Annotated in this window: 20 protein-coding genes; 16 read left to right on the top strand and 4 right to left on the bottom strand. The window is 69.9% G+C overall.

Annotated features, from left to right (window positions below):
* Positions 1 to 12 precede the first annotated feature (12 nt).
* Entirely contained in the window at positions 13 to 1,026 is a 1,014-nt protein-coding gene (locus ABDW61_RS08370) for a LysR family transcriptional regulator (protein ID WP_343637990.1), read from the bottom strand.
* Between the two features lie 244 nt (positions 1,027 to 1,270).
* On the opposite strand from ABDW61_RS08370, the gene ABDW61_RS08365 reads away from it, so the two are divergent.
* The 6 genes from ABDW61_RS08365 to ABDW61_RS08340 all read left to right on the top strand — a co-directional run bounded on the left by ABDW61_RS08365 (position 1,271) and on the right by ABDW61_RS08340 (position 9,056).
* On the top strand, positions 1,271 to 2,119 hold the full coding sequence (locus ABDW61_RS08365; RefSeq protein WP_343637989.1) for an alpha/beta hydrolase fold domain-containing protein: 849 nt from the start codon (positions 1,271 to 1,273) through the stop codon (positions 2,117 to 2,119).
* A gap of 48 nt (positions 2,120 to 2,167) precedes the next feature.
* Positions 2,168 to 3,418: an efflux RND transporter periplasmic adaptor subunit gene (locus tag ABDW61_RS08360; RefSeq protein ID WP_343637988.1), complete on the top strand. Its 1,251-nt coding sequence runs from the start codon at positions 2,168 to 2,170 to the stop codon at positions 3,416 to 3,418.
* A 48-nt stretch (positions 3,419 to 3,466) separates the two neighbouring features.
* Positions 3,467 to 6,730 (top strand): efflux RND transporter permease subunit, encoded by a 3,264-nt coding sequence (locus ABDW61_RS08355; RefSeq protein ID WP_343637987.1) that lies wholly within the window; start codon positions 3,467 to 3,469, stop codon positions 6,728 to 6,730.
* Between the two features lie 12 nt (positions 6,731 to 6,742).
* On the top strand, positions 6,743 to 8,161 hold the full coding sequence (locus ABDW61_RS08350) for an efflux transporter outer membrane subunit (RefSeq protein ID WP_343637986.1): 1,419 nt from the start codon (positions 6,743 to 6,745) through the stop codon (positions 8,159 to 8,161).
* 249 nt (positions 8,162 to 8,410) lie between these two features.
* Positions 8,411 to 8,680: a type II toxin-antitoxin system RelE/ParE family toxin gene (locus tag ABDW61_RS08345; RefSeq protein WP_343637985.1), complete on the top strand. Its 270-nt coding sequence runs from the start codon at positions 8,411 to 8,413 to the stop codon at positions 8,678 to 8,680.
* A 70-nt stretch (positions 8,681 to 8,750) separates the two neighbouring features.
* The gene (locus ABDW61_RS08340; protein WP_343637984.1) at positions 8,751 to 9,056 is read left to right on the top strand and encodes a HigA family addiction module antitoxin; all 306 of its coding nucleotides are present in this window, start codon (positions 8,751 to 8,753) and stop codon (positions 9,054 to 9,056) included.
* 10 nt (positions 9,057 to 9,066) lie between these two features.
* Here the strand turns inward: ABDW61_RS08340 and ABDW61_RS08335 are convergent, their stop codons facing one another.
* The 3 genes from ABDW61_RS08335 to ABDW61_RS08325 are packed head-to-tail and all read right to left on the bottom strand — an operon-like array spanning position 9,067 to position 11,549.
* On the bottom strand, positions 9,067 to 9,300 hold the full coding sequence (locus ABDW61_RS08335) for a hypothetical protein (protein WP_343637983.1): 234 nt from the start codon (positions 9,298 to 9,300) through the stop codon (positions 9,067 to 9,069).
* A gap of 57 nt (positions 9,301 to 9,357) precedes the next feature.
* Positions 9,358 to 10,317 carry an alpha/beta hydrolase gene (locus ABDW61_RS08330; protein WP_343637982.1) on the bottom strand — a complete coding sequence of 320 codons (960 nt, stop codon included), beginning with the start codon at positions 10,315 to 10,317 and terminating at the stop codon, positions 9,358 to 9,360.
* Positions 10,314 to 11,549, bottom strand: coding sequence for a low temperature requirement protein A (locus tag ABDW61_RS08325; RefSeq protein WP_343637981.1), 1,236 nt, complete (start codon positions 11,547 to 11,549; stop codon positions 10,314 to 10,316). The genes ABDW61_RS08330 and ABDW61_RS08325 overlap by 4 nt, the downstream gene beginning before the upstream one ends.
* A gap of 136 nt (positions 11,550 to 11,685) precedes the next feature.
* On the opposite strand from ABDW61_RS08325, the gene ABDW61_RS08320 reads away from it, so the two are divergent.
* The 10 genes from ABDW61_RS08320 to ABDW61_RS08275 all read left to right on the top strand — a co-directional run bounded on the left by ABDW61_RS08320 (position 11,686) and on the right by ABDW61_RS08275 (position 20,440).
* A complete protein-coding gene (locus ABDW61_RS08320) occupies positions 11,686 to 13,602 on the top strand; it encodes a diguanylate cyclase (RefSeq protein ID WP_343637980.1) in 1,917 nt (638 codons plus the stop codon).
* 45 nt (positions 13,603 to 13,647) lie between these two features.
* Positions 13,648 to 14,457 carry a cytochrome C gene (locus ABDW61_RS08315; RefSeq protein WP_343637979.1) on the top strand — a complete coding sequence of 270 codons (810 nt, stop codon included), beginning with the start codon at positions 13,648 to 13,650 and terminating at the stop codon, positions 14,455 to 14,457.
* Positions 14,454 to 15,812, top strand: a complete 1,359-nt coding sequence (locus ABDW61_RS08310; protein WP_343637978.1) for a c-type cytochrome — start codon at positions 14,454 to 14,456, stop codon at positions 15,810 to 15,812. The genes ABDW61_RS08315 and ABDW61_RS08310 overlap by 4 nt, the downstream gene beginning before the upstream one ends.
* A 149-nt stretch (positions 15,813 to 15,961) precedes the next feature.
* Positions 15,962 to 16,450, top strand: coding sequence for an Hsp20/alpha crystallin family protein (locus ABDW61_RS08305; protein WP_343637977.1), 489 nt, complete (start codon positions 15,962 to 15,964; stop codon positions 16,448 to 16,450).
* A 26-nt stretch (positions 16,451 to 16,476) separates the two neighbouring features.
* Positions 16,477 to 16,899 carry an Hsp20/alpha crystallin family protein gene (locus ABDW61_RS08300; protein WP_343637976.1) on the top strand — a complete coding sequence of 141 codons (423 nt, stop codon included), beginning with the start codon at positions 16,477 to 16,479 and terminating at the stop codon, positions 16,897 to 16,899.
* Between the two features lie 137 nt (positions 16,900 to 17,036).
* Positions 17,037 to 17,456: a VOC family protein gene (locus ABDW61_RS08295; RefSeq protein WP_343637975.1), complete on the top strand. Its 420-nt coding sequence runs from the start codon at positions 17,037 to 17,039 to the stop codon at positions 17,454 to 17,456.
* Between the two features lie 95 nt (positions 17,457 to 17,551).
* On the top strand, positions 17,552 to 18,421 hold the full coding sequence (locus tag ABDW61_RS08290) for a DUF3034 family protein (protein ID WP_343637974.1): 870 nt from the start codon (positions 17,552 to 17,554) through the stop codon (positions 18,419 to 18,421).
* A 32-nt stretch (positions 18,422 to 18,453) separates the two neighbouring features.
* Positions 18,454 to 18,909: a group 1 truncated hemoglobin gene (locus ABDW61_RS08285; RefSeq protein ID WP_343637973.1), complete on the top strand. Its 456-nt coding sequence runs from the start codon at positions 18,454 to 18,456 to the stop codon at positions 18,907 to 18,909.
* Positions 18,910 to 19,087: 178 nt separating this feature from the next.
* Positions 19,088 to 19,513: a hypothetical protein gene (locus ABDW61_RS08280; RefSeq protein WP_343637972.1), complete on the top strand. Its 426-nt coding sequence runs from the start codon at positions 19,088 to 19,090 to the stop codon at positions 19,511 to 19,513.
* 108 nt (positions 19,514 to 19,621) lie between these two features.
* Positions 19,622 to 20,440 carry a hypothetical protein gene (locus ABDW61_RS08275; RefSeq protein WP_343637971.1) on the top strand — a complete coding sequence of 273 codons (819 nt, stop codon included), beginning with the start codon at positions 19,622 to 19,624 and terminating at the stop codon, positions 20,438 to 20,440.
* The last annotated feature ends 343 nt before the right edge of the window (positions 20,441 to 20,783 follow it).

Below are 20,783 nucleotides of genomic sequence, written 5' to 3'. Positions count from 1 at the left end.
ACAGGCGCCGGCTCACGCCGCGCTCAGCACCGCCTGCTTGGCCGCGTTCGCCTCCAGCGGGAGGTAGGCCTGGTCGGTCTCGGCGCGTTTGGCCTCGCAGCTGGCCACCAGCTGCTTCTGCCATTGGCCGTGGCGATCGAACAGCTCCGCCACCCAGTCGACGAACACCCGCAGCTTGGTGCTCAGGTGTCGGTTCGGCGGATACACGACGTACAGCGGCAGCGGGTCCGACTCCCAGTCGCACAGGAAGGGCACCAGCTCGCCAGCGTCGATGTGCGGCTTGATCATGAAGTAGGGCGCCTGGATCACGCCCAGCCCGGTCAGGCCCGCCGTCATGTACGCGTTGCCGTCGTTCACCGAGACCTTGTAGTGGCCGTAGATCTCGTAGCGCTGACCGTTCTTGCTGTAGTCGAACGGGAAGCGCTTGCCGGTGCGGGTCGAGAAATAGCTCACCACGTGATGCTGGTCCGACTCCAGGTCCAGCGGATGCTGCGGCATGCCGTGGCGCTGGATGTACTCCGGCGAGGCACAGCAGCCGTAGCCCCAGTCGCCGATGCGGCGCGCCACCAGCGACTGGTCCGTGATCTCGCCGCCGCGCACGACGCAGTCGACGTTGTCGCCGATCAGGTCCACCGGCCGGTCCGACACGCCCAGGTCGATCTGGATGTCCGGATGTCTTGCATAAAACTCCGGAAGCGCCGGAATCAGCAGCAGCCGCGCCACGCTCGACGCGACGTCGACGCGGATCCGCCCCTTCGGCGCCGCGCGCGCATGCGACACGGAGCCCTCGAGCTCCTCGATGTCCGACAGCAGCCGCGTCACCCGCTCGTAATAAGCGGCGCCATCGGGCGTCACGCTGACGCGCCGCGTCGTGCGGTTCAGCAGCTTGACCTTGAGATGGTCCTCCAGCGACTGGATCAGCCGCGTCACCGCGGTCTTGGGCAGGTCCAGCGATTCCGCCGCCCGCGTGAAGGTGCCTGCTTCCACGACCCGCGCGAAAGCCTGCATGGCATTGAGCTTGTCCATCTTGAAACCCCTGACTGCAGCCCATGGGCCGCGACTGCGGATGCGCCGGTCTCGTTGACGGCGCTGCCGGATCGGCGCGTCTCGTGCGCGCGTGAGGCCGCCATCCTGCCCGATCGATTGTTTCGTCGATGAAACGCTGATTCGCGTCGGGCCCTGTTTATCGGACGGCGTCCGATCCCTAAATTTCGCTGCATTGCAACATGAACCGGCCTGCCCCCACGCGGAGCAGGCCTTTGCTCCTGCCATGGATGCGCTGCCGCTGACCTCCTGCCACGACGACCTCCTGCCCGCCGGCGACGGCGCCGTGCCGGTGCGCGTGTACAAGGGCGCGGCCCGCCGCAAGGATGCGCCGGTCGTCATGCACCTGCACGGCGGCGCCTTCACCACCGGCGACCTGGACAGCGGCGAGCTGGTGTCGCGCCTGCTCGCCGACGCGGGCGCCGTGGTGGTGGACGTCGACTACCCGACCGGCCGCGATCACGTCTTCCCCGCCGCGCTCAAGACGCTGGACGCGCTGCTGGCCGGCCTGCACAAGGCGCGCGCCCGGCTGTCCGGCAAGGGCGCCCCGCTGCTGGTCGCCGGCGAGGAGGCCGGCGGCAACCTGGCCGCCGCGCTGGCGCTGATGGCGCGCGACCAGGGCCACCGCAAGCTCGCCGGCCAGATCCTGATCGGGCCGATGCTCAATCCCTGCCTGGCGACGGCCTCGCTGCGCCAGGCCGAGGCCGGCTACGGCGAGTGCCGCTGGTCCCATGGCTGGCGCGCCTATCTCGGCCAGTGCGAGGACGGCGACCACCCCTACGCCGCGCCCGCCAACACCAGCCGCCTGGCGGGCCTGGCACCGGCGCTGGTCGTCAGCAGCGACGACGACCCGATGCGCGACGAGACGTTCGCCTATGCCCGCGCGATGAAGCGCGCCGGCGTGCAGGTCCAGCAGGCGCTGATCGCCGGGCCCAGCGGCTGGCCCTGCAGCCTGATGAAGCTGAGCTCGCTGTCGGTGCTGCAACTGCCCTGGGCCGTGGCGCTGCGCCAGCGGCTCGCCGATTTCCTGTCCCTGATCCCACCCGCCGGCCCGGCCCGGCTCCAACCGGCCTGAGGCCGCCCGAGAACTCCCAACGTCTACCCCCGTCCACGGAGCACCACCATGAACAAGAAGATCTTTGCCACTTCACTGACCGCTGTCGCCGCGGTCGCCGGGGCCGTCGTCGTCGGCCTGCACAGCCAGCAGGCGGTCGCGAACCAACCGTCGGGGGCGCCGCAGGCGATCCCCGTGTCCGTCGCCACCGTCGCAAGCCAGGACGTGGCCGCGTGGGACGAGTTCTCGGGCCGCCTGGAGGCCGTCGAGCGCGTCGACGTGCGGGCCCGCGTCTCCGGCGCGGTGCAGTCGGTGCACTTCCGCGAAGGCGCGCTGGTCAAGGCCGGCGAGCTGCTGATCACCATCGACCCCGCGCCCTATCAGGCCGAAGTCGATCGCGCCGAGGCGCAGGTGCTGGCCGCGCAGGCCCGCGTCAGCTACACGAAGAGCGAGCTGGAGCGCTCCACGCGCCTGTGGAGCGAGCGCGCCATCGCTCAGCGTGAGCTCGACGAGCGCAGCAACGCCTTCAACGAGGCCAACGCCAACCTGCGCGCGGCGCAGGCGGCGCTGCAGTCGGCCAAGCTGAACCTGGGTTACACGCAGGTGCGCGCGCCGGTCGCCGGCCGCGTCGGCAAGCTGGAAGTCACGCAGGGCAACCTGGTGGCCGCCGGCCCCGGCGCGCCGGTGCTGACGACGCTGGTCTCGGTCAGCCCGATCTACGCCAGCTTCGACGCCGACGAGCGCACCGTCGCCCGCGCGCTGAACGAGCTGCATGGCAACGCCAAGGGCGGGGCGGGCGCCGCGGGCGACCTCTCGAGCATCCCCGTGCAGATCGGCACCGCCGCGACCGCCGACACGCCGTTCAACGGCAAGCTGCAGCTGATCGACAACCAGGTTGATGCCAGGAGCGGCACGGTGCGCGTGCGCGCGGTGCTGGACAACAAGGACGGCGCGCTGATCCCGGGCCAGTTCGCCCGCATCCGCCTGGGCCAGGCCAAGTCGCGTCCGGCGGTGCTCGTCAACGAGCGCGCGGTCGGCACCGACCAGAGCAAGCGCTTCGTGATGGTGGTCGGCGCGGACAACACGCTGAGCTACCGCGAGGTGCAGCTCGGCGCCAACGTCGACGGCCTGCGCGTCGTGACCAGCGGCCTGAAGGCCAACGAGCGCGTCGTCGTCAACGGCCTGCAGCGGGTGCGCCCGGGCGCGCTGGTGGCGCCCACCGTCGTGCCGATGAACGCCAAGGCCGAGATGCAGGCCAGGTCCGGCGCGGCCAAGGACGTGCAAGCCAAGGAAGGCGAGGGGAAGGCGGACAAGTCCTGATCGGACCGTCCCGCCCCTCGCCGCTCACAGTCGATCTGAAAGACTGACATGAATCTCTCCAAATTCTTCATCGACCGCCCGATCTTCGCGGGCGTGCTGTCGGTGCTGATCTTCGTCGCGGGCCTGCTCGCGGTGCGGGTGCTGCCGATCTCGGAATACCCCGAGGTCGTGCCGCCCCAGGTGGTGGTCCGCGCGCAGTACCCCGGCGCGAACCCCAAGGTCATCGCCGAAGCCGTGGCCACGCCGCTCGAGGAATCGATCAACGGCGTGGAAGGCATGCTCTACATGGGCAGCCAGGCCACCACCGACGGCCTCATGACGCTGACGGTCACCTTCAAGCTGGGCACCGACCCGGACAAGGCCCAGCAGCTGGTGCAGAACCGCGTCTCGCAGGCCGAGCCGCGCCTGCCCGAGGAAGTCCGCCGCCTGGGCCTGACGACGGTCAAGAGCAGCCCCGACCTGACCATGGTCGTGCACCTGCTCTCGCCCAACGACCGCTACGACATGACCTACCTGCGCAACTACGCGGTGCTCAACGTCAAGGACCGCCTGGCGCGGATCCAAGGCGTGGGGCAGGTGCAGCTGTTCGGTTCGGGCGACTACTCGATGCGCATCTGGCTGGACCCGCAGAAGGTCGCCGAGCATGGCCTGTCGGCCAGCGACGTGGTCCAGGCGATCCGCGAGCAGAACGTGCAGGCCGCGGCCGGCGTGGTCGGCGCGTCGCCCGGCCTGCAGGGCATCGACCTGCAGCTGCCGATCAACGCGCAGGGCCGCCTGAACAGCGAGCAGGAGTTCGGCGACATCATCGTCAAGTCGGGTGCCAACGGCCAGGTGACGCGGCTGCGCGACCTGGGCCGCATCGAGCTGGGCGCATCGGAATACGCGCTGCGCTCGCTGCTGGACAACAAGTCCGCGGTGGCGATCCCGATCTTCCAGGCGCCGGGCTCCAACGCGATCGAGATCTCCAACAACGTGCGCGCCACGATGGCCGAGCTCAAGAAGGCGATGCCCGAAGGTGTCGACTATTCGATCGTCTATGACCCGACGCAGTTCGTGCGGGCGTCCATCGAGTCGGTGATCCACACGCTGCTCGAAGCGGTGGCGCTGGTCGTGCTGGTGGTGATCCTGTTCCTGCAGACCTGGCGCGCGTCCATCATCCCGCTGCTGGCCGTGCCGATCTCGATCATCGGCACCTTCGCGGTGATGCACCTGTTCGGTTTCTCGATCAACGCGCTGTCGCTGTTCGGCCTGGTGCTGGCCATCGGCATCGTGGTCGACGACGCGATCGTGGTGGTCGAGAACGTGGAGCGCAACATCGAGTCCGGCCTCAGTCCACGAGACGCGACCTACCGCGCGATGCGCGAGGTCTCGGGCCCGATCATCGCGATCGCGCTGGTGCTGGTGGCCGTGTTCGTGCCGCTGGCCTTCATCACCGGCCTGACGGGCCAGTTCTACAAGCAGTTCGCGCTGACGATCGCGATGTCGACGGTGATCTCGGCGATCAACTCGCTGACGCTGTCGCCCGCGCTGGCCGCGATGCTGCTCAAGGGCCATGACGCGCCCAAGGACTGGCTGACCCGCGCGATGGACAAGGTGCTGGGCCGCTTCTTCGGTGGCTTCAACAAGCTGTTCAACCGCGGCGCCAAGGCCTACAGCGGCGGCGTGACCAAGGCGATCTCGCGCAAGGTCATCATGCTGGTGATCTACGGCGCGTTGCTGGGCCTGACGGCGGGCCTGTTCAAGGCGGTGCCCAGCGGCTTCGTGCCGGCGCAGGACAAGCAGTACCTGATCGGCTTCGCGACGCTGCCCGACGGCGCCACGCTGGACCGCACCGAGGACGTGATCCGCCGCATGAGCGAGATCGCGATGAAGACGCCGGGCGTGGAGCACGCCATCTCCTTCCCGGGCCTGTCGATCAACGGCTTCACCAACAGCTCCAACTCGGGCATCGTGTTCGCGTCGCTCAAGTCCTTCGACCAGCGCACCGGCAAGGGCCTGTCGGCGGGCGAGATCGCGGGCAACATGAACGCGCAGTTCGCGCAGATCCAGGACGCCTTCGTCGTGATGTTCCCGCCCCCGCCGGTGCAGGGCCTGGGCACGACCGGCGGCTTCAAGCTGCAGCTCGAGGACAAGGGCGGCCTGGGCTACGAGGCGCTGGACCAGGCGGTCAAGGCCTTCATGGCCAAGGCGCAGAAGACGCCGGAGCTGGCGGGTCTGTTCACCAGCTACCAGGTGAACGTGCCGCAGCTCTACGCGGACCTGGACCGCACCAAGGCGCGCCAGCTGGGCGTCGCGGTGACGGACGTGTTCGACACGATGCAGATCTACCTGGGCTCGCTCTACGTCAACGACTTCAACAAGTTCGGCCGGACCTACACGGTGCGGGTGCAGGCGGATGCCGCCTACCGCGCGCGCGCCGAGGACGTCGGTCTGCTGAAGGTGCGCTCGGCCTCGGGCGAGATGGTGCCGCTGTCGGCGCTGATGAAGGTGGAGCCGAGCTTCGGTCCGGAACGCGCGATGCGCTACAACGGCTTCCTGTCCGCCGACATCAACGGCGGCCCGGCCCCGGGCTACTCGACCGGCCAGGCGCAGGACGCGATCGCACGCATCGCGGCGGAGACGCTGCCCCCGGGCATCAGCTACGAATGGACCGAGCTGACCTACCAGGAGATCCTGGCCGGCAACTCCGCGGTGTGGGTGTTCCCGCTCGCGATCCTGCTGGTGTTCCTGGTGCTGGCGGCGCAGTACGAGAGCCTGTCCCTGCCGGTGGCGATCATCCTGATCGTGCCGATGGGTCTGCTCGCGGCGATGACGGGCGTGTGGCTGAGCAAGGGCGACAACAACGTCTTCACGCAGATCGGGTTGATCGTGCTGGTGGGCTTGTCGGCGAAGAACGCGATCCTGATCGTGGAGTTCGCCCGCGAGCTGGAGTTCGCCGGCCGCAGTCCGCTGCAGGCGGCGATCGAGGCGAGCCGGCTGCGTCTGCGCCCGATCCTGATGACGTCGATGGCGTTCGTGATGGGCGTGCTGCCGCTGGTGCTGGCGCACGGCGCGGGCGCCGAGATGCGCAACGCGATGGGCGTGGCGGTGTTCGCCGGGATGATCGGCGTGACGGCCTTCGGCCTGTTCCTGACGCCGGTGTTCTATGTGGTGGTGCGCCGCCTGACCGGCAACCGGCCGCTGAAACAGCACGGCGAGGTGCCGCATGACGTCGAGGCCTTCGTGCAGCCCGAGCAGGGCGCCGGCCACGACTTCGGCCCGGGCGGCAATGCGCGTCCGCACCCGGCGGCACCGCGTCACGAGCACGACTGAGGATTCGATGCCATGAGAACCAAACTGATGATGACGACGCTGCTGGCCGCGCTGGTGCTGGCCGGTTGCGCGACGCCGCCCCCGATCGACGAGACAAAGCTGCCGGCGACGCCGGCGGGCTGGAAGTCGGATGCGACGGCGGCGGTGGGCGAGGCCCGCTGGGCCGTGGTGCCGCCGGCCGATGCCGAGCCGCGCGGCGATTGGTGGCTCGCGTTCGGTGATGCGACGCTGAACGATCTGATCCGCCGCTCGCTGGCGGGCAACACCGACCTGCAGGGCGCGGCGGCGCGGCTGGCGCAGGCGCGGGCGCTGCTGCGCAGCGCCGACGCGGACCGGCTGCCGCAGGTCGGCGCCAGCGCCGGCGCGGCCCGCGGCACCGTGGCGGGGCAGGGCCCGGCCGCGACGACGGTCTGGAACGCCGGCCTGGCCGCGAGCTGGGAGGTCGACATCTCCGGCCGCCTGTCGCAGGCGAGCCGCGCGGCCTCGCTGGACGCGCAATCGCGCGAGGCGCTGCTGCAGAGCACGCGGCTGATGGTGCAGGCGGACGTGGCGCAGACCTATCTGGCGCTGCGTTTCGCCGATCAGGAGCGGCGGCTGGTGCGCGACACCGTCGCGGCCTATCGCGAGACGCTGGCGCTGACGCAGCGCCGCTACCAGGCGGGCGACGTGGCGGAGCTGGACCTGGCGCGGGTGCAGACGGAAGTCGCCGCGACGGAGGCCGAGGCGATCAGCCTGGACCGCCGCCGCGCCGAGCTGGAGAACGCGCTGGCGGTGCTGCTGGGCGAGCCGGCGTCGGGCTTCCGCGTGGCGGAGGACGTGTCGCTGTCAGCGCTGCCGGCGATCCCGGCGGGGCTGCCGAGCGCGATGCTGGCGCGCCGTCCGGACGTGGCGGCGGCGCAGCGCAGCCTGCTGGCGGCGCAGGCGCGGGTGGGCGTGGCGCAGGCCGCGTGGTTCCCGAGCCTGGCGCTGACGGCCAATGGCGGCTATGCCTCGCCCGAGCTGAGCGATGTCTTCAAGTGGTCGGCGCGGGCGTGGTCGGTGGATGCGCTGCTGTCGCTGCCGATCTTCGACGGCGGCCGCCGCAAGGCGGGCGTGGAGTCGGCGACGGCGGGCCTGGACCTGGCGATGTCGAGCTACCGCCAGCAGCTGCTGCAGGCGCTGCGGGAGGTCGAGGACTCGCTGGTGGGGCTGCAGACCTTGTCGCAGCAGGCGCAGGTGCAAGGGCAGGCGGTGCAGTCGTCGGCGCGGGCGACGGCGCTGTCGGACTCGCGCTATCGCAACGGGCTGGTGAGCCAGCTCGACCTGCTCGACGCGCGCCGCAGCGAGCTGCGCAACCGCCGCGCGGCGCTGCAGGTGCAGGCGGCTCAGTACCAGGCGACGGTCGGACTGGTCCGCGCGCTGGGCGGCGGCTGGCAGAACACGCCAGCCTGAGCCGCGGCCGGGCAAGACCCGGCCCCGTTCATTCGCGATCGGTCCATGACCGGTGCCCCTTTGGGCGTGCAGGGATGCACGCCCTTTTTTCGTTTGAGGCATGAATCACTTGATGCGGGAGCAGACCAGTCAAGCGAGTTTGGCAGCAGAGGTTCCTGCTGTCGCCACCACTTGCAGCAGGTAGCGCAGAGCGCATTTACGCAAACTCCCTTCGTTGAGGAGGAGGGGCTCGATCGATAACTTGGTTGGATGTCGATCCAATCCTTCGCGTGCCGGGAGACCGAACGCCTTTTCACGTCCGGGCGCACGTCGCGCTTCGTGAACGTGAAGGGCCCGGCAGAGCGCAAGTTGGCGCAGCTCGACGCGGCGCCGGCGGTCGAGTTCATGCGAACGCCGCCGGGAAACGACATGAAGTGGTACGGCGGCGCTTGGCACGTCAGAATCAACGATCAATGGCGGCTGACGTTCAAGTGGGGAGAAGAAGGCCCTTACGACGTGAGGATCGAGGATCCACATTGAGCGATAGGGAACCGGTCCTCAGATACGGCCGACAGTGATCGCATACGAGCTAGGACGAACGAGGTAAGCAATGTTCAGGAACGGAATGCGCCCGATCCATCCGGGAGAGATCCTCTTCGAGGATTACATCAAGCCGATGGGCATCAGTGTTCATGCGTTGTCCAAGGCGCTGCACGTGCCTTATTCGCGATTGCGCGAGATCGTCGATGGCCAGCGCAGCGTGTCGCCAGACACCGCCCTGCGGCTGGAGCGCTACTTCGGCAGCGACGCGCAGGGGTGGCTCAATCTGCAATCGGCCTACGACCTGCGGCGGGCCGAGAAGACCGCAGGCCGACTCATCAAACGCGAGATCCGTCCGCTGGCCCTGGCGGCGTGAGGAGCGCCGTTCAGCAATGCCCGCGGGCCCGAGCGCGGAACCGGCGCCATCCGGCGCGCATCAACCACATGCCCACGCCAGCGAGCAGCAGCACGATCACGAGGGCGCCGCCGGCCCCGGCCGGCGCGGAGGCGTTCTCCGCCGCGCCGATCAAGGGCTTCAGCGCATTGAAACCGGCGACCACCGCCGCGATCCACAGCACCGCGCCGCCCGCCAACTGCCCAAGGGCGACCAGCTTGTCCATGCCTTCACTCCGGATGTCGTCAACGGACGCAGCGTAACGGGCGCGGCGCCGGCCGCGTCAAAGCCCTTCGCGCAGGAACGGCATCACCGCCGCCAGCAGCGCGTCGGGCGCCTCCTCGGGGATGTAGTGGCCGCAGGGCAGGGCCTCGCCGTCGACGTCCGAAGCGACGCGCCGCCATTCCCCCAGCGGATCGAAGCACTTGGCCACCACGCCCTGCGCGCCCCAGTAGACCCGCAGCGGCATCGCCAGCTTGAAGCCGGCGTCGCGATCCGCCCGGTCATGCTCGAGATCGATGCCCGCCGCGGCGCGATAGTCCTCGCACATGCCGTGCGCGGTGCCGGGCAGCGACAACGCCCGCTGGTACTCCACGAACGCGCGCGGGTCGAAGACGGCCTGGCCCGCATGCCGCCGCCCCATCGTGTCCCGCGCATAGGCGGCAGGGTCGGCCTCGATCAGCCGCTCCGGCATGGGCGCCGGCTGGATCAGGAAGAACCAATGCCAATACGCCCGCGCGAAGGCCTCGGTCGTCTGCTCGTACATCGCCAGCGTCGGCGCGATGTCCAGCAGCGCCAGCCGCTCGACCGCTGCCGGATGGTCCGCCGCCATCCGGTGCGCCACCCGCGCGCCGCGGTCGTGCGCGAGCACGGGGAAACGCGTGTGCCCCAGCGCCGCCATCACGCCGATCAGGTCCAGTGCCATGCTCCGCTTGCTGTAGTTCGCGTGGTCCGCCGCGCCCGCGGGCTTGGACGAATCGCCATAACCGCGCAGATCCGGCATCACGACGCTGAACCGCGCCGCCAGCGCCGGCAGCACGCGGTGCCAGATCGCCAGTGTCTGCGGATGGCCGTGGATCAGCAGCAGCGGCGGCCCCTCGCCGCAGACGCGCGCGTGGATGCGCACGCCGGGCTCGACCTCGACGCTCAGACGCCGCGCGGCCGGCGGGAACAAGGCATCGGCCGGGTGCGGTTCGGCGATGAACCTCGCGATGAACTTGGCGGTGGAAGAGGAAGCGCTCATGGTCCGATGCTAGGTTCGGTCTCCCCGGCCGCGCTGTCGGGCACGAGACACGCCGCCCGCGACGCCCGCTCCCAGGCTGCCAGCGCGGCCAGCACGGCGCAGGCGAAGGCGCTGGTGGCCACGGCCGGCCAGTCGTGCACGAAGGGGCCGGCCGCCGCCAGCAGCAGCGCCGCCAGCCCGTGCGACCACGGCCAGCGCCCGACCACCGCACGCTTGAACAGCCCCACGCCGATCGCGTACAGCCCCACGCCGCCGAGCAGGCAGACCGCCGTGCGCAGGTCGGTGTGGCCGGACGGGTGGGCGAGCACGAATTCGTCCGCCGCCGCGTTGACGATGATCCCGGCCACGATCGGCAGGTGCAGGTAGGTGTAGGCCAGCCGCGCCAGCCGGCCCGGGTCGTCGCTGCGGGCGATGCGGCCGGAGGCGAAGTCGTTGGTGGTGTCGAAGTACAGCCACCACATCACCAGGCTGCCGGCGAAGGACACCAGGAAGGCCAGCACGCCGATCGGCGTCAGCGGCTCAGCCGCGAAGGTCGCGCCGGTCACCAGCAGCGACTCGCCCAGCGCGATGATCACGAACAGCGCGCAGCGCTCGGCCAGGTGACCGCCGGAGACGTTCCAGTCCGAGGTCGTCGAGCGCCCCAGCCCCGGCACGAAGAAGCCGGCCGATGGGCCGACGTACTCGATCGCGAGCGCCGCCAGCCACAGCGGCACGCGCAGCGGTTCATGCAGCGCGCCGGCGATCCACAGCACCGCCGTCGCCGACAGCCACGCGCCGATGCGCTGGAAGTTGCGCACCATCGGGCGCTCGGCCCCCCGCACCGCCCAGAGGAAGAACAGCGTGCGGCCAACCTGGATCGCCGCGAAGGAGCCGGCGAACATCAGGGCCCGTTCGCCGAAGGCCTGCGGCAGCGCCGCCGACATCAGCAGCCCGGCCAGCATGATCGCGAACAGGCACAGCCGCACCGGAAGGCGCTCCGGGTCGAGCCAGTTGGTCACCCAGGACGTGAAGATCCAGACCCACCACACCGCCAGCATCAGGAAGCCGGTCTGCAGCACCCCGGCCAGCGAGAAGTGCCCGATCAGCGTGTGCGACAGCTGCGTGACGGCGAAGACGAAGACGAGGTCGAAGAACAGCTCGACGAAGCTGACCTTGGCGTGGCCGTGCGGATCGGGCGGGCGCAGCAGCGGGAGCCGGCCGGGCGCCGACGGGGAAAGCGGGGACGAAGACATCCCCGGACTGTCGCACGCCCGCGTGAGCGCTCTACCGGGGCCGATGCCAGCTTGACGCAGCGCGCACGCTGGCGCCCATAATCGCCCGCAGCACCCGCCGCGCCCGCGGCCGGGAACGATCCGACACAGACGTCGCATGCGCGCCTCCGCCGAGCAGATCCATCGCAGCAGCCTGGGTCGCGGCGTGGGACTGCTGATGGTGGCGCTGGCGGCGATGGCGGTGATCGTCACCATGCTGGCCTGGCGCGCCCGCGCGACGCTGGAAGACCTGCGCCGCGCCGACTACATCAACAACGTGCTGCCGGCGATGACCACGCTGATGGAGGACCTGCTCAACGCCGAGACCGGCCAGCGCGGCTACCTGCTGACGCAGCGCACCAGCTACCTGCAGCCCTACCGCGACGCGATGCGCAACCTCGACCGCCGCGTCGAGGAACTGCGCGAGCGCGACCAGGATCCCGCCCATGCCGCCAAGTTGGCGCGTGTGCGCGAGCTCGTCCAGCTCAAGATGGGCGAGCTCAGCCAGACCTTGCGGCTGCACGACTCCGGCCGCGAGGAACAGGCGATGGAGATGATCCTGGGCGACCAGGGCCAGCACCACATGGACGAGCTGCGCGACGTGCTGGGCGAGCTGACCTCGTCCATGCGCGCCGAGCGCGCGGCCATCAGCGCACGGCTGGGCGTCGAGGCCAGCCACACCGAGCTGCTCATGCTCGCCGGCCTGGCGATGCTGGGGCTGTTCACCCTGCTGGCGACGACGCAGCTCGTGCTGCGTTCGCGCGACCTGGTGCGGACACAGCGCCGGCTCAAGGGCATCGCCGACAACGTGCCCGCGCTGATCTGCCACTACGACGCGAAGGGACTGGTGCGCTTCGCCAACGCGGAGGTCGGCCGCGTCTTTCATGTCGATCCGGCGACGCTGGACGGCCACTCGCTGGACAAGGTGCGCGGCATCGAGAACGCCGAGCGCATGCGGCCCTACTTCGAGCGCGCGCTGCGCGGCGAGGCGGTGGAGTTCGACGCGGAGCAGGTCATCGACGGCGAGACGCTGCACTTCCATCAGCGCTTCGTGCCGGAGCTCTCCGGCGGCCGGTTCGAGGGCTTCTATGCCTGCTCCATGGACATCACCGAGCGCAAGCGCGCCGAGGAGCGCGTCGCCGCCAGCGAGCGCCGCATGAAGGCCGTCACCGACAACCTGCCGGTGTTCATCGCCTACATCGACGCCAGGCGCTGCCTGCGCTACGCCAACGAGACGCTGCGCACCTGGTACGGCCTGGACCCGCAGGCCGCAATCGGGCTGCACATCGACGAGGTCTTCGGCGTGGCCAGCACCGGCGAGCGCAGCGCGCAGCTGGCGCTGTCGCTGGGCGGTGAGCGCGTGGAGTTCGAGGTCACCTCGACCATGCTCGGCAAGCAGCGCCACCTGCGCTCGGTCTACGTGCCGGACGTTGGCGCCGACGGCCGCGTGCAGGGCATCTTCACGCTGTCCATCGACATCACCGTCATGAAGCAGGCCGAGGCGCAGCTGGCGCGGCTGGCCAGTTCCGACGCGCTGACGGGGCTGCCGAACCGGCGCGAGTTCGACCAGGCCCTGGGCGGCGCGCTGACGCGTCAGCGCCGCCTGGCGCGCGAAGGGCGGGTGATGGCGCTGCTGTTCCTGGACATCGATCGCTTCAAGTCGATCAACGACACGCATGGTCACGGCGTCGGCGACACGGTGCTGCGTGAATTCGCGCAGGTGCTGCGGCGCGCGGTGCGCGGCAGCGACCATGTGGCGCGCATCGCCGGCGACGAGTTCGTCGCGGTGCTCGAGGGGCTGAACCGTCCCGAGGAGGCCGAGCAGGTCGCAGCCAAGATCGTCGAGGCGGTGCGGGCCGCGCGGCCGGCGGAGCTGGCGATCTCGACCAGCATCGGCGTGGCGACGGTGGCCGACGGCGAGGCGCCGGCGATGGACCTGATCGCGCTGGCCGATCGCGCGCTGTACCAGGCCAAGCATCAGGGCCGCGACGGCTGGGCGGCCTTGCAATGGCCGGGCCCGGACCAGCGCCGTTGAGTGCCGGCGATCGGCGATGATGGCCGGATGATGATCCCGCGTTCGATGCCGGGCCTTCTCATCGCCGCCGCGCTGGGCCTGGGACTGTCCGCCGCTTCGCCGGCCCGCGCGCAGGCCGGCGAAGCGCCGCCTACCGTTTCGGCTTCGGCTTCGGCTTCGGCTTCGGCTTCGGCTTCGGCTTCGGCTTCGGCTTCGGCCGCGTCCTCCACCGAGAGCGGGCCGCGCCCGCTGCGTCCGCTCACGGACGACATCGCCGAGCGCATCCAGGCCTGCACCTTGTGCCACGGCCCGCAGGGCCGCGCGACGCCGCAGGGCTACTTCCCGCGGCTGGCGGGCAAGCCGGCGGGCTACCTCTTCAACCAGCTGCAGAGCTTTCGCGACGGCCGCCGCCACCACGCGCTGATGGCCGGGCTGCTGCGCAACATGAGCGACGACTACCTGCGCGAGATCGCCGGCTACTTCGCCGGGCTCGATGTTCCCTATCCGGCGCCCGCGCCCTCCGGGCTGAGCGCGGAGCAGCAGGCGCGCGCGGAGCGCCTCGTCCTGCAGGGCGATCCCTCGCGCCGCGTGCCCGCCTGCACCGCCTGCCATGGCCCGTCGATGGCGGGCCGGCAGCCCGCGATCCCCGGCTTGCTGGGGCTGCCGCGTGATTACCTCGTCGGTCAGCTCGGTGCGTGGCGCAACGGGATGCGGCGCGCCCATGCGCCTGACTGCATGGCCGGCGTGGCCAAGGCGCTGTCCACCGACGACGTCGCCCTGGTCGCGAGCTGGCTCGCCGCGCGGCCGGCCGGCGCCCATCCGGAGCCCGCCTCGGCCGAGCGGCTGCCGCTCGCCTGCGGGGGGCTGTCGCCATGACCGAGGCGCGGCAGGCGGCCGCCGCGCCGATGCGGATCTTCGTCCGCGGGCTGATCGGCCTGCTGATCGCGCTGCCGTTGATGGCGCTGCTGCTCATCGCCGGTGCCTGGGCGCGCGAGGCCTGGCTGGGCGCACGCCCCATCCCGTCCGAAGCGCAGGCCGCCACGCCTGCGTCGATCGAGCGCGGCGCCTATCTGGCGCGCGTGGCCAACTGCGCCGGTTGCCACAGCGTCAAGGGCGGCGCGCCGATGGCGGGCGGACTGCCGCTGGGCACGCCGTTCGGCACCCTGTTCAGCAGCAACCTGACGCCCGACCCCGAGACCGGCCTGGGACGCTGGAGCGCCGACGAATTCTGGCGCGCGATGCACCACGGCCGCAGCCGCGATGGGCGCCTGCTCTATCCGGCCTTCCCGTACACGAGCTACACCGAGATGTCGCGCGAGGACGCCGACGCGATCTTCGCGTGGCTGCGGCAGTTGCCGCCGGTGCGGCAGACCGCGCCGGCGCATCAGCTCGGCTGGCCCTATCGCTGGCAGACGGCGCTCGCGGTGTGGCGGCTGATGTACTTCACGCCGGGCGGCGTGCCGTCGCAGGACCAGCCCGGCGCCAGCGTCACGACCGGCGGCGCCGAGGCGGACGGCCTGGCGCTGGCGCGGCGAGGCCGCTATCTGGTGCGGGCCGTCGGCCATTGCGCCGAGTGTCATGCGCCGCGCAACCGGCTCGGCGCGCTCGAGGACGCGGCCGGACTGCGCGGCGGCTGGGTGGGCGTGCAGGGCTGGATCGCGCCGTCGCTCGCCGACCCGCATGCCGCGGGCGTGCAGGACTGGACCGAGGACGAGATCCGGCAATGGCTGCAATCCGGCTGGTCGCCGCGCGCGGCGGCGCTGGGGCCGATGGCCGACGTCGTCGCCGAAAGCCTGCAGCACCTGAGCGACGGCGACGCCCGCGCGATGGCCGCCTACCTGCGCGGTCTGCCGCGCGAGGAAGCGCAGAAGGCGGCGTTCAAGCCGGCGCCGCCGGGGCAGCTCGGCCTGGGCCGGCTGGTCTATGCGAAGTACTGCGCCGATTGCCATGGCGATCAAGGGCAGGGGCGCCGCATCGGCGGACAGCCCGCCTATCCGCCGCTGGCGGGCAACCGCGCGGTGACGCTGGAGGCGCCGCAGAACGTGCTGCAGATGCTGGCCGGCGGCGGCTATGCGCCGGCCACGAAGGCCCACCCGCGGCCCTTCGGCATGCCGCCGCTGCGGCAGGTGCTGTCGGAGGCCGAGATGGCGGCCGTGGCCAGCATGATCCGGCAGAGCTGGGGTAACCAGGCCTCGCCGGTGACCGAGCAGGATGTTCTGCGCTTGAAGTGAGACGGTCCCGCCGCAGGACGCGGGCGCGGCATATGGGGACGCGGCCCCCCTGATTTCAAGATCTTGAAGCACGGCTTCGCGCTCCTAGCTGGGGAGTCATGGCGGACAGACCCGCCGCGATCCCACCGCAGGAAGCCAAGGAGCCCCGCATGTCCCGTCCCCTGTTCGCCCGTGAGCTGTTCAACGACCTCGACCGCTTCCAGCGCGAGATGAGCAGCCTGTTCGAGTTCTCCGCTGGCCGCGCCACTGCTCGCGGCGGCTATCCGGCCCTGAACGTCGGCCTGTCGCCCGAAGCGGTGGAGGTCTACGCCTTCGCCCCCGGCCTGGATCCCGCCACTGTCGGCGTCGATCTGGACCGTGGCGTGCTGAGCCTGTCCGGCGAGCGCGTGTCGCCGCTGACCGCCAAGCCTTCCGAGGCTGCCGCGCCGCAAGCCGATGCCGCCGCACAGGCCACCGCCTCCGCCGACAAGACACTGGTGCATCAGCGCGAGCGCTTCGCCGGCAAGTTCCGCCGCGTGGTCAGCCTCCCGGACGACATCGATCCGGAGCAGGTCTCGGCCTCCTACAAGGACGGCGTGCTGCGCGTCACCGTCAAGCGCCGTCCCGCGCCGCAGCCGCGCCGCATCGACATCCACTGATCCGCCCCTCGAGACGAAAGCCCATCATGAGCACGACCGCCGTTCACACCCCCGCCGCCGACGACGCGGTGTCCGCCTCGGCCAGCGCGTCCGCGCAGGCCGCCCGCCGCCGTGACGACTACGCCATCCAGCCCGCCGTCGACGTGATCGAGGACGCGCAAGGCATCACGCTCTACGCCGACCTCCCCGGCGTGCCGCGCGAACAGCTCCAGCTGCGCGTCGACAACGACCGCCTGATCATCGAAGGCGACATCCAGCTCGACCTGCCCGACGGCCTGAAGGCCGGTCATGTCGAGGTCTCGCGCCAGTTCTATCGCCGTGCGTTCGCGCTGGGCAAGGAGCTCGACGCCGACCAGATCGCCGCGGAGCTGACGCATGGCGTGCTGCGGGTGCGCATCCCCAAGGCCGCCCATGCGCAGCCGCGCAGGATCGAAGTGCGGTTGAGCTGAGACCGCGATGAGGGTCATGCGCCAGTGAACCAGGGCCGGGTGCGATCCCGGCCCTTCGCATTTCGCCGGGCGCGGCCACAATGCGGCATTCGTTCTTTTCCTTTCCCCCCACCCTCAACGCCATCCGCCGATCGCTCATGAAGTATCTGCACACCATGGTCCGCGTGACCGACATCGACGCCTCCTTGAAGTTCTACCGCGACGCGCTCGGCCTGCGGGAAGTGCGCCGCAGCGAGCACGAGGCCGGCCGCTTCACGCTGATCTATCTGGCCGCGCCCGGCGACGAGGACGCCCAGATCGAGCTGACCTACAACTGGGATCCCGAGACTTACACCGGCGGCCGCAATTTCGGCCATGTCGCTTATGCGGTGCCGGACATCTACGCGGCGTGCCAGCGCCTGAAGGACGCCGGCGTGACGATCAACCGCCCGCCGCGAGACGGCCGCATGGCGTTCGTGCGCTCGCCCGACAACATTTCGATCGAGCTGCTGCAGGATGGACCGGCGCTGCCGCCGGCCGAGCCCTGGATCTCGATGCCCAACACCGGCGCCTGGTGAGATCCGGCGGGGGGCGGGCCTTGCGCTGAAGCCCCCTCGTCTTGCCTTGTCGACGCCCCCTGTCCACCATGACACCGCGCCTGCTCCGAGCGATCGTGCCCCTGCTTCTGGCCGTGCCGCTGGCCTGCGCCGCGCAGGCGCAGGGCAAGCTGTTGCTCACCGGTGGCGTCAGCAGCATCGATGGCGCCGCGGGAGGCGGTCTGTCGCCGTGGGCGCTGACCGGCAGCTACGCGACCAGCGGCCAGACCGGCGCCACTGCCTACTTCACGCGGCTGCCGGTGCAGGACTACAGCCTGTCCGGCTACGGCGCGTCCGTGGCCTTTGGCGAGCGCGCCGAGGTCTCGCTCGCGCGGCAGGACTTCAATGCCTCGGCCACTGGCGCGGCGCTCGGCCTGCCGGGGCTCAGGCTCAAGCAGACGATTCTTGGCGCCAAGATCCGCCTCGCCGGCGACGCGGTGCTGGATGCCGACACCTGGATGCCGCAGGTCGCGCTGGGCGTGGAATACAAGCACCTGGACTCGGGCGGTCTCGCGCCGACGCTGGATGCGCTCGGCGCCAGGCGCAGCGGCATCGATGTCTATCTGAGCGCGAGCAAGCTGTTCCTTGCGCAAAGCACGCTGGTGAACGTCACGCTGCGCGCGACGCGCGCCAATCAGAACGGGCTGCTGGGCTTCGGCGGGAGCGCGAGCCGGAGCTACTCGCTGGCGCCGGAGGTGTCGGTGGCCTATCTGTTGAGCCGGCAATGGGCGGTGGGCGTCGAGTACCGGATGAAGCCGGACAAGTTGAATCCGTCGGTCCTCGGCGACGCGTTGCGCGAGGATGACTGGAAGGATGTGTTCGTCGCCTGGGCGCCGAACAAGCATGTCTCGCTGACGGCGGCCTATGTGGACCTGGGGCGCGTCGTGCCGGGTCTCCAGCCCAGACGGCAGCGCGGCGTGTACGGGTCGATCCAGTTCGCGTATTGAGGCGCTCGGCGCGGCCATCTGCGGAGGCACGGATGAAGCGATCTTCTCGAGACTCCTGGTGGCCGGCGGCGCTTGCGCGGCGCGTGCTCCTGGCGATGGCGCTGCTGACCGGCCTGGCGGCCTGGGCGGAGGACGACGCGCTGTACCGCGACCTCGGCGGCGAAGAGGGCATCGCCCGCATCGTCGAGGGCATGGTCGATCGCGCGTACGCCGATCCGCGCATCCAGAAGAAGTTCGACGGCGTCAATCCGAAGGCGCTGAAGGAATCGCTGCGCCGCCAGTTCTGCGCGCTGAGCGGCGGGAACTGCGCGTACGAGGGCGAGACGATGAAGAAGTCGCACGCTCACTTGGCCGTGGACAAGGCCGACTTCAACGCGTTGGTCGAGGACCTGCAGCTTGCGATGGATGAGCAGAAGGTGCCGTTCACGGTGCAGAACCGCTTGCTGGCGCTGCTGGCGCCGATGCATCGGGACATCATCACTCGCTGAGCCGGGATCAGCAGATCGCCGGCTCGAAATCAGCGTCGTGCTGATGGGGCAGGACCAAGCGGGTCGGTAAGGTGGCCGTGCAGATTCTCTGCAGGAGCCTAGGCCGATGAAGACCATTCAGCGCCACGCCGCCGCGGAGGCGGCACCGACTCGCCGTCCCGCTGCCGCTCACGAGGCCGTGCAAGCGGTCGCGGCACAACGTTTCGCGGACAGTCCCCGGCAGGCCGCGCAGCGGCAGGCGATCAGCCGGCTGCAGGCGCCGTCGGAGGAGATGCCGGCGCAGTTGGGCAGGAAGAAGAATGGCCCCACGAAGCAGGAACTCGCGTCCAAGGCGCAGAGCAAGAAGGATCGCGGCGTCAACAAGGCGGCCAAATACTCGCCGGACGCCATGAAGGGGATGGAGAAGTCTGTCGGCGTGAAGAAGACGCGCGAACTCGCCAGTCAGGTCGACGGCCATGGCTCCGGCGGTCACGGGGATGGGCAGAACGCGGCGACCTCGAAATCGCTGAGCCGTATCGCCGAGCAGGCGCGCCTCTGGAAAGACGGCAATCCCAATCGCGGCGGCGGAAACGCCCAAGGGGGGAAGAAGAAGCGCGGGAAATGAGCGCGGGTTGCGCCGCGACGTGGCGAGTGCCCGAGGTGGACGAACTGGGGGTGTTCGAGCGGCCTAGCCCTTCCTAGACTGCGTCGATCTATATGCGAGGAGGTAGCCATGCCGAACGACCTCATTTCGTTGTGCAGCGTGAGCTGGATCGACGCCAAGCCATTGCCAAAGGTGGGGTTCTGGATGGTTGCCGGCGCTGCGGTCAGTTGGTCGAATCGCGTGGTCATGGGGCTCGCGGCCACGGCCAATCCCGAGCCGCCCCAGCATCTCCTCAATGTCAGTGGCTTTCGGGGGCGACAGCAATACAGGGCGCTGACCAGTTGCTGCATCCGACCGGGAGCCGCCATCGCGTTGACCGATCAGGTGCTGGACCCGGGCTATACCCCGCCGTTCGACAAGTCCAAAGTCGATACCCGCCTAGTCGAATTGGCGCCGATTGCCGATGACCCACGCTTTCATCCGGGGGAGCGCAGCGGCCAGTCCGCCATCGTCGCGGGCAAGCTCCATCCGTGTTCCACGTTGACGGTGGCAGCCGCTGATCGAGTGATCGTCAGCGCGTTGATTAAGTTCCGCGCGGGCGCCCATACCGACAAGGTCGGCATCGAAGAGGCGAAGTCGCCGTATCGCGTTCCGTGGGTCTGGTGCGAGTACGCGCTGGTGGCGTCGGGCAACCGGATACGGCTCCTGGCGCAGGGATCGAAGTTTCCTTCCCATGCCTGGTACGTCGCGGGGCATCGCGTGGCCTTGCGTTATCAGGATGCCGTGGCGGCCAATGCGACGGATCCGGCGCTCTCAAGCGGGCCTTCCGCCAAGCTGCCGGCTTCACAGGCGGAGCTGGATCACAGCGCGGGGCCGGTGGATAAGCATCAGCACACCATTGGGGCTGGGTTGCCGATCGAGGTTGACGTCACGAACCTCCTCTCTTAGCAGCACTTCTTGAAACCCGGTAAATCGACCATATCGCTCCATACAGATGAATGAGCTGCGAACGATGTCGTGCCGGAAATCTGAGGGCGAGAAGTACTGGCGTTTTCAGATTTTACCCGGCAGCCACATGTTCTGAAGCCGGTACTTCATTGCGATCTGGGAGACGTCGAACATTCTCGCCAAGCGGGCGACGTCACTGATGCGTTCGTCATTGACGGGGCGGTCTCAATTCTGAAGTGCAACACCCCTACCCAGGTAAGGTGTCGCGATGGAAAGACGAGAGACGTATCGGCATTTGAGTCCCGACGAGCGCGTGGCGATCTCGGGGCTGAGGATGCAGGGC

Source organism: Roseateles sp., from assembly GCF_039595595.1.
Classification (GTDB): Bacteria; Pseudomonadota; Gammaproteobacteria; order Burkholderiales; family Burkholderiaceae_C; genus Roseateles.
Note: the sequence above shows the minus strand (reverse complement) of the source record. Positions and strands in the feature narration are given on the sequence as shown.

Excerpts from the sequence above, each read along its gene's own strand:
- ABDW61_RS08300 (WP_343637976.1), top strand. The coding sequence starts at position 16,477 with ATGAGCACGACCGCCGTTCACACCCCCGCCGCCGACGACGCGGTGTCC.
- ABDW61_RS08370 (WP_343637990.1), bottom strand. The coding sequence starts at position 1,026 with ATGGACAAGCTCAATGCCATGCAGGCTTTCGCGCGGGTCGTGGAAGCA.
- ABDW61_RS08360 (WP_343637988.1), top strand. The coding sequence starts at position 2,168 with ATGAACAAGAAGATCTTTGCCACTTCACTGACCGCTGTCGCCGCGGTC.
- ABDW61_RS08315 (WP_343637979.1), top strand. The coding sequence starts at position 13,648 with ATGCCGGGCCTTCTCATCGCCGCCGCGCTGGGCCTGGGACTGTCCGCC.
- ABDW61_RS08295 (WP_343637975.1), top strand. The coding sequence starts at position 17,037 with ATGAAGTATCTGCACACCATGGTCCGCGTGACCGACATCGACGCCTCC.
- ABDW61_RS08330 (WP_343637982.1), bottom strand. The coding sequence starts at position 10,317 with ATGAGCGCTTCCTCTTCCACCGCCAAGTTCATCGCGAGGTTCATCGCC.
- ABDW61_RS08355 (WP_343637987.1), top strand. The coding sequence starts at position 3,467 with ATGAATCTCTCCAAATTCTTCATCGACCGCCCGATCTTCGCGGGCGTG.
- ABDW61_RS08350 (WP_343637986.1), top strand. The coding sequence starts at position 6,743 with ATGAGAACCAAACTGATGATGACGACGCTGCTGGCCGCGCTGGTGCTG.
- ABDW61_RS08365 (WP_343637989.1), top strand. The coding sequence starts at position 1,271 with ATGGATGCGCTGCCGCTGACCTCCTGCCACGACGACCTCCTGCCCGCC.
- ABDW61_RS08275 (WP_343637971.1), top strand. The coding sequence starts at position 19,622 with ATGCCGAACGACCTCATTTCGTTGTGCAGCGTGAGCTGGATCGACGCC.
- ABDW61_RS08285 (WP_343637973.1), top strand. The coding sequence starts at position 18,454 with ATGAAGCGATCTTCTCGAGACTCCTGGTGGCCGGCGGCGCTTGCGCGG.
- ABDW61_RS08320 (WP_343637980.1), top strand. The coding sequence starts at position 11,686 with ATGCGCGCCTCCGCCGAGCAGATCCATCGCAGCAGCCTGGGTCGCGGC.
- ABDW61_RS08305 (WP_343637977.1), top strand. The coding sequence starts at position 15,962 with ATGTCCCGTCCCCTGTTCGCCCGTGAGCTGTTCAACGACCTCGACCGC.
- ABDW61_RS08310 (WP_343637978.1), top strand. The coding sequence starts at position 14,454 with ATGACCGAGGCGCGGCAGGCGGCCGCCGCGCCGATGCGGATCTTCGTC.
- ABDW61_RS08345 (WP_343637985.1), top strand. The coding sequence starts at position 8,411 with ATGTCGATCCAATCCTTCGCGTGCCGGGAGACCGAACGCCTTTTCACG.
- ABDW61_RS08335 (WP_343637983.1), bottom strand. The coding sequence starts at position 9,300 with ATGGACAAGCTGGTCGCCCTTGGGCAGTTGGCGGGCGGCGCGGTGCTG.
- ABDW61_RS08325 (WP_343637981.1), bottom strand. The coding sequence starts at position 11,549 with ATGTCTTCGTCCCCGCTTTCCCCGTCGGCGCCCGGCCGGCTCCCGCTG.
- ABDW61_RS08340 (WP_343637984.1), top strand. The coding sequence starts at position 8,751 with ATGTTCAGGAACGGAATGCGCCCGATCCATCCGGGAGAGATCCTCTTC.